The sequence below is a fragment of the Rhizobium sp. RAF56 genome, assembly GCF_052113965.1.
Lineage (GTDB): Bacteria > Pseudomonadota > Alphaproteobacteria > Rhizobiales > Rhizobiaceae > Rhizobium.
This window is the reverse complement of record NZ_JBFRDU010000086.1, coordinates 1-4,502: the sequence shown is the minus strand read 5'-3', so window position 1 is coordinate 4,502 and position 4,502 is coordinate 1. Positions and strand designations below refer to the sequence as shown.

1 protein-coding gene is annotated in these 4,502 nt (G+C 66.7%); it reads left to right on the top strand.

Going from position 1 to position 4,502, the window contains the following annotated elements:
• Positions 1-4,502: beta strand repeat-containing protein (locus AB4048_RS28535; protein ID WP_442205308.1), on the top strand; the 4,502-nt coding region annotated here is incomplete at both ends.

Here is a 4,502-nt window from a genome sequence, read left to right as displayed (position 1 = left end):
GGCGAAGGCAACGACCTGCTCTACGGCGAAGCTGGCAACGACACCATCAACGGCAATGGCGGCGACGATCTCCTCGACGGCGGCACSGGCAACGACACGATGGCCGGCGGCACCGGCAACGACACCTATGTGGTCGACAGCGCCGACGACATCGTCACGGAAAATCCGGGCGAAGGCAYCGACACGGTGCAGTCGTCGATCGACTACACAGCACCTGATAACGTCGAGAACGTCGTGCTGACCGGCACGGCAAACATCGATGCCACCGGCAATGGTGCCGACAACGCGCTGACCGGCAACAGCGGTGACAACACGCTTGACGGCGGTGCCGGCAACGACCAGCTCTTGGGTGGTCTCGGCAACGACACGCTCGACGGCGGAGCCGGCAACGACCGGCTCAACGGCGGTGACGGCAACGACAGCATGAACGGCGGCGATGGCGACGACCTGTTCGCCGGCGGCGTCGGCAACGATACGCTCGACGGCGGCAGCGGCAACGACAACGTCAACGCCGGCGACGGCGACGATAGCGTAGCCGGCGGTACCGGCGACGACACGCTCAATGGCGGCATCGGCAACGATACGCTCGAGGGCGGCGACGGCAACGATAACTTCAACGGCGGCGACGGCGACGACACGCTCTTGGGCGGCGACGGCGACGACGCGCTTATCGGCGGCATCGGTAACGACGCGATCGAGGGCGGCGACGGCTACGACAACCTCGGCGGCGGTACCGGCGACGACACGCTTGACGGTGGCGTCGGCAACGACCATCTCCTCGGCGGCGAAGGCAACGACGTCATCGACGGCGGCACCGGTGACGACACCCTCGAAGGCGGCGCCGGCGACGACATCATGAACGGCGGCGACGGCAACGATATCGCGGTCTACGACCTCAACGGTCCCGGAGAAATCACGGCAGTCCGTAATCCGGACGGCTCGGTGACGATCACCACGGCGGATGGCGGCACCGACACCCTGACCGGCATCGAGACCATCCAGCTCACTCATCCTGACGGCACCTTCCCCGAGAACATCTCTATCGACACCCTGGCACCGCCTCTCGTTTCTACGATCAACGGCACGGCCGGCGACGACCCGCTTACCGGCACGTCCGACGACGACGTCATCAACGGCCTTGCCGGTAACGACACCGTCAACGGTGGCGACGGTAACGACACCATCAACGGCGGCGAGGGCAACGACCTGCTCTACGGCGAAGGTGGCGACGACACCATCAACGGCAATGGCGGCGACGATCTCCTCGACGGCGGCACCGGCAACGACACTATGGCCGGCGGCCAGGGCAACGACACCTATGTGGTCAACGGTTTCGACGATGTCGTCGACGAAACGGCGCCTGGTTCCGACGGCATCGACACTGTGCAGTCGTCGATCACTTACGCCGCGCCTGAGGGCGTCGAGAACGTCGAATTGACCGGCACGGCGGCGATCAATGCGTACGGCAACGATGCCGATAACGTCATCACGGGCAACGGCAGCGACAACTCGCTTACCGGCGGTCTCGGCAACGACACGCTATCGGGCGGTGACGGCAACGACCACCTCGTCGGCAGCGAAGGCGACGACGCGCTGAACGGCGGCACGGGCACCGACATCTTGATCGCCGGTGCGGGCAACGATACGCTCGACGGCGGCACGGGCAACGACAGGATGGCCGGCGGCGGCGGCAACGACACTTATGTGGTCGACAGCGCCGGTGACCTCGCCGACGAAACGCAGCCCGATTCCGACGGCATCGACACGGTGCAGTCGTCGATCACCTACACCGCGCCTACCGGCATCGAGACCGTCGTGCTGACCGGCAACGCGCCGATCGATGCGACCGGCAACGATGCCGACAACACGCTGACCGGCAACGGCGGCGACAACACGCTCGACGGCGGTCTCGGCAACGACATGCTTAACGGCGGTGCCGGCAACGACACGCTCGACGGCGGCTTGGGTGACGACACCCTCAATGGCGGGGCTGGCAACGACGCCATCGCCGGCGGCGACGGCAACGATACCGCGGTCTACAACGGTACCGGAGCCAGCGACATCGAGGCCACCCGCAATGCGGATGGCTCGGTGACGATCACCACCGCCGATGGCGGCACCGACACCCTGACCGGCGTCGAGAACATCCAGATCGTTCATCCTGACGGGTCGACCGAGACCATCTTGCTCGCCGTCCTGGCACCGATCAACGGCACGGCCGGTGACGATACGCTCCCCGGCACTGCCGACATCGACGTCATCAACGGCAACGGCGGCAACGACACCATCAGCGCCCTTGCCGGCGACGACACCGTCAACGGCGGCGACGGCAACGACAGCATCGATGGCGGCGACGGCATCGACAGCATCAATGGCGGCACCGGCGACGACGCCATCCACGGCGGCGACGGCAACGACGTCATCGACGGCGGCACCGGCAACGACCAGCTCTACGGCGAAGCCGGCGACGATACCGTCATCGGCGGTACCGGCGACGATCTCCTCGACGGCGGCACGGGCAACGACGCACTGGCCGGCGGCCAGGGCAACGACACCTATGTGGTCGACAGCGCCGGTGACATCGTCGACGAAACGGCGCCCGGTTCCGACGGCATCGACACGGTACAGTCGTCGATCGACTACGCGGCACCTACAGGCGTCGAGAACCTGACGCTTACGGGCACAGGGAACATCAATGGCACGGGCAACGGTGCCGATAACGCCCTGACCGGCAACAGCGGCGACAACACGCTGGACGGCGGTCTCGGCAACGATGCGCTCTCGGGCGGTGCCGGCAACGACACGCTTGCGGGAGGTGCCGGCAACGACACGCTCGACGGCGGCACGGGCAACGACCAGCTGGCCGGCGGCCAGGGCAACGACACCTATGTGGTCGACAGCACCGCTGACATCGTCACCGAAAACCCGGGCGAAGGCACCGACACGATACAGTCGTCGGTGAACTACACCGCACCTACCGGCGTCGAGAACCTGACGCTGACAGGCACGGGCAACATCAACGGCACCGGCAGCATCGACGACAATACGCTGACCGGCAACAGCGGCGCCAACATCCTCGACGGCGGCGCGGGCAACGACGTCATCAACGGCGGGGGCGGCAACGACCAGCTTCTGGGCGGCGACGGCAACGACGCGCTCTCCGGCGGCACSGGCAACGACACGCTTTCGGGCGGCCTCGGCAACGACACGCTCGATGGCGGCACCGGCGTCGACCAGCTCTCGGGCGGCACCGGCAACGACACCTATGTGGTCGACAGCGCCAGTGACACCGTTACTGAAAACGCSAGCGAAGGCACCGACACGATACAGTCGTCGGTGACCTACACCCTGCCTGCCAACGTCGAAAACCTGACGCTCACGGGCACGGGCAACATCAACGGGACCGGCAGCGGCGGCAACGACACCGTTACCGGCAACAGCGGCAACAACACGCTGGACGGCGGCGCGGGCAACGACACGCTTGCGGGCGGCGACGGCAACGACACGCTCCTGGGCGGCACCGGCAACGATGCGCTCGACGGCGGCCTCGGCAACGATACGCTCTCCGGCGGCGCCGGCAACGACACGCTCTCCGGCGGCGCCGGCGACGATACCTTCAACTACAGCGCGGATACCGCCGACGCCGGCACCGGCACGATCCCGGTCGATCTCGGCAACGGCACCATTCTCAACCTGTCGCAGTCGGGCCTTACGACTACCAGGGACCAGTTCACCGGCGGCGCCGGCAACGACGGCATCCTGCTCGATAACGGTACCGTGACCAACGGTGTCTCGTTCAACGCGGCCTCTGGAAGCGGCCCCAGCCTTTCCGGCATCGAATCGATCACCGGATCGGCCGGCGCCGACATCATCATCATTGGCGACGCCTACAGGAGCGATGCCGCCAACGGCGGCGTGACGGTCGCTGGCGGCAACGGCACCGACACGATCGTCGGCGGCGGCGGTGACGACGCGATCGACGGCGGCAACGGCAAAGACGTCCTTGTCGGCGGGTTGGGCAACGACCAGCTCACCGGCGGTGCGAGCGAAGACATCCTCAGCGGCGGTGCCGGCAACGACACGCTCGACGGCGGCTCGCAAGACGACAAGCTCATCGGCGGTGCCGGCAACGACATCCTGCTCGGCGGCATTGGCTCCGACATACTCATCGGCGGCGCCGGCAACGACAGCTTCGACGGCGGCTCCAACTACCTGGGTGCGACGACGTATTCCATTCCCCTCCTGACGTCGGAGACCGACGTGAAGGCACTCCTGCCGATGAGTGCCGGCAGCTCGTCGGCCGTGGGCGTCTCGGCCCCCTATGCCGGCGCCGACATCGCCGACTATTCCGGCTCCACCGCCGATATCGTTGCAAATCTTGGCAGCACCGACGTCACCGGGCCGATCGCGATCGCCGCCAACACGGCGACTGGCCAAGGCACGGATACCTTTGCAAACATGGAAAGCCTGGTCGGCGGCTCCGGCAACGACACGATCTACGG